The following is a 2,881-nucleotide window of genomic DNA, read 5'->3' on the forward strand; positions in this document are numbered from 1 at the left end:
AGAATGTCCATGCGTTCGAGGCTGTAGATCAGCAGCATCTCCACGGTCCAGCGGCCGACACCGCGCAGGCTGGTCAGGCGTTCGATCAGGGTTTCATCGCCCATCGCCCGTGCAGTCGGGTAATCCGGCACCACGCCGTCCAGCGTCGCCTGGGCAATCCCTTGGATCGTCGCGATCTTGCTGGCGGAAAATCCGCAAGCGCGCAGTTGCTCGACCTCGGTAGCCAGAATCTGCTGCGGACGCGGAAACGCCTGCCCCGGAAACAACTCCACCAAACGCCCAAGGATCGCATCGCCGGCCTTGGCGTGCAGTTGCTGATAGGCAATCGCCCGGACCAGCGATTCATAGGGATCGCGCGCCGGATGTGGCTGATGCAGGCACGGGCCGACGGCGTTGATATGGCGCTGCCAGTCAGTGTCTATCGCGGCCAGAAAAGCGCTGGCCATCTCATACATGTCAGCCATGTTGCGGTGATTCGGACATACCCATCGAAATCCTTACTTGCGTGTTGGATTGCATGGCTCAAAAAGCCAATTGTTGAGTCAATTGCAGTGCGGCGTTTTCCAGCCTGAGCAAGAACGCCTTGCGCGGTTGTCCGCCACCATAGCCGGTCAGCGAGCCGTCTGCGCCGATCACTCGGTGGCACGGCACCACGATCGACAGGCGATTGTGCCCGTTGGCCAGGCCGACGGCACGGCTGGCGCCGGGTTTGCCCAGGCCTGCCGCGATGGCGCCGTACGTGCTGGTGTGGCCATAGGGAATTTGCAACAGCGCCGCCCACACCTCACGGGCGAACGCGCTGCCGGGCAGGTGCAGCGGCACGTTGAACCGAGTGAGTTTGCCGGCGAAATAATCCGCCAGTTGCACCTCGATCTGCTGCAAGTGGGCGTTATGCCCCGGTGCAATCGCGTAGCCGTAACGGTTTTGCAGGGCTTCGACTTCCCGGGTCAGCGCCGGGCGGTCGAGAAATTCCAGCAGCACCAGCCCACGGCGCTCGGCCATGGCGATCATCGGCCCCAGCGGCGTGGTCAGGCGAGTGAACAGCAACGGTTCACTATTGGCCGCGCGGCCCGGGGTGATATGGAAGGACTTCTGAAACGCGTCGCGAAAACCACTGAGCGATTCATAGCCGGAGTCGAAAGCGGCGTGATCGATCGAAGTGCCTTGCCTGATTCCGCCCAGGGCCATGCCGAGGCGTCGTGTGCGCAGCCAGGCGTGGAAGGTCATGCCGAAGTGCTGCTTGAACCAGCGCCGCAATTTCAGCGGTTCGATGCCTTCGGCGAGCAACTGCGCATCGCTCCAGCGCCGTTCGGGATCGGCGTCCACCGCATTCAGCAGGCGCTGCACCCAGTCCGGGGCGATGGCTGCTGCGTCCAGCGGTTTGCAGCGCAGGCAGGCGCGGTAACCGGCGCACAGGCACTCGTCGGCGTGGGCGAAGAATTCGACGTTTTCCGGTTTCGGCTTGCGCGCCGTGCAACTGGGGCGGCAAAAAATCCCGGTGGTTTCACGGCGGTGAAGAACACGCCTTCATAGGCAGTGTCGCGCTCGAGCATGGCGCGAACCATTTCGGCGTGGGGCGGCAGGACAGCGGCTGGTATGTTCATGGCGTGAGAGTAAATCCGCTTTGTCGATGGCTCCACCGAAAAATCGACAGTGAATTTTTTCCCTTGTGCAGCACAATGGGCGGGTCGCCGCTTTCGAGGAAGCCAGCCCATGCATCCATTTTCCATTCAGCACATCGATCATATCGTCCTGCGCGTCGCCGACCTGCAACGCAGCATCGATTTCTACGCCAGGGTGTTCGGCGCCGAAGTGGTCAGGCATAACCAGCCGCTGGGGCTGGTGCATTTGCGCGCTGGCACGTCGATGATCGATCTGGTCGACTTGCACGGCGAACTCGGGCGCAAGGGCGGTGGCGCGGCGCAGGCGCAGCGACGCAATGTCGACCACTTCTGCCTGCGCATCGAACCGTTCGACGAAGCCGCGCTCATCGCTCACCTGCAATCGTTCGGGCTGACCGTTGAACAAGCCGCCAGGCGTTTTGGCGCCGAGGGTTACGGCTTGTCGCTTTACTGTTTCGACCCGGATGGCAATCAGGTCGAACTCAAAGGCCCGTCCGAGAGCGATCAGCCAGCGGTTTCCTGAAGCAGCAACTCGGTCACTTGCGCCAGAGCCGAGCGGCCGTTTTGCGGTTGTTCAGACGCCAGATTCAACAGCGCCAGTTGCCGGTCGGCGCTGGTGCCGCTGGCGATGATCGCCCGCGCACGCTCGAACAACTGCGCCGCGCCCAATGCCTGCGCCGTATCGGCGAAACGCTGCTCGGCCAGCTCCAGCCATTGCCCGATCGAACAGTCGCCGTCGATACCTTCGACCAGAAAGCGCGCATGAATCCCCTGATGTTTGGCCCGCCAGCGATTTTCCTCCAGCATCGAACGCGCGGTCTGGTCGTACAGCAAACCGGGCCGCCGCTGCGCACTGGCATGAGCCACCAATACGCGGAAAAACGCCGCCAGGGTCAGCGCATCATCGACCCGAGGGCAAGCGTCAGTCATACGCAGTTCCAGGGTCGGAAAACGCGCGGCCGGACGCACGCCCCACCAGCATTCGCCTGGCTGAGTGATGGCGCCGATGCGCGTGAGAAACGCCAAGTGCTCGTCGTAATGGCGCTGATCGGCAAACAGCGGCGGGATGCCCATGCGTGGCCACTCGTCACACGCGGTCTGCCGATAGCTCATGAAACCGCTGGCGGCGCCATCCCAGATCGGCGACGAACAGCTCAGCGCCAACAGCAGCGGCGTCCAGGGCAGCACTTCGTTCATCACGGCGATGCGATCCAGCGGCTCTGCCACCTCGACGTGCACATGCAGGCCCGACAGCACGC

3 protein-coding genes and 1 pseudogene are annotated in these 2,881 nt (G+C 63.0%); 1 reads left to right on the forward strand and 3 read right to left on the reverse strand.

Annotated elements, in window-relative coordinates; genetic code table 11:
* Window positions 1–464: DNA-3-methyladenine glycosylase family protein (locus OQK_RS21105; RefSeq protein ID WP_016774138.1), on the reverse strand; the 464-nt coding region annotated here is incomplete at its 3' end.
* A gap of 58 nt (window positions 465–522) precedes the next feature.
* Window positions 523–1,604, reverse strand: a pseudogene (locus OQK_RS31870) (bifunctional transcriptional activator/DNA repair enzyme AdaA).
* A 109-nt stretch (window positions 1,605–1,713) separates the two neighbouring features.
* Here OQK_RS31870 and OQK_RS21115 point away from each other — a divergent pair.
* Window positions 1,714–2,145, forward strand: coding sequence for a VOC family protein (locus tag OQK_RS21115; protein WP_016774139.1), 432 nt, complete (start codon window positions 1,714–1,716; stop codon window positions 2,143–2,145).
* Here OQK_RS21115 and OQK_RS21120 read toward each other — a convergent pair.
* Window positions 2,127–2,881 (reverse strand): YbdK family carboxylate-amine ligase (locus OQK_RS21120; protein WP_038861504.1); only part of this gene is annotated, 755 nt, incomplete at its 5' end. The two genes, OQK_RS21115 and OQK_RS21120, sit on opposite strands and share 19 nt — an antisense overlap.

The organism is Pseudomonas sp. R62 (assembly GCF_000257605.1).
GTDB lineage: Bacteria > Pseudomonadota > Gammaproteobacteria > Pseudomonadales > Pseudomonadaceae > Aquipseudomonas > Aquipseudomonas atacamensis.

Excerpts from the sequence above, each read along its gene's own strand:
- OQK_RS21115 (WP_016774139.1), top strand. The coding sequence starts at position 1,714 with ATGCATCCATTTTCCATTCAGCACATCGATCATATCGTCCTGCGCGTC.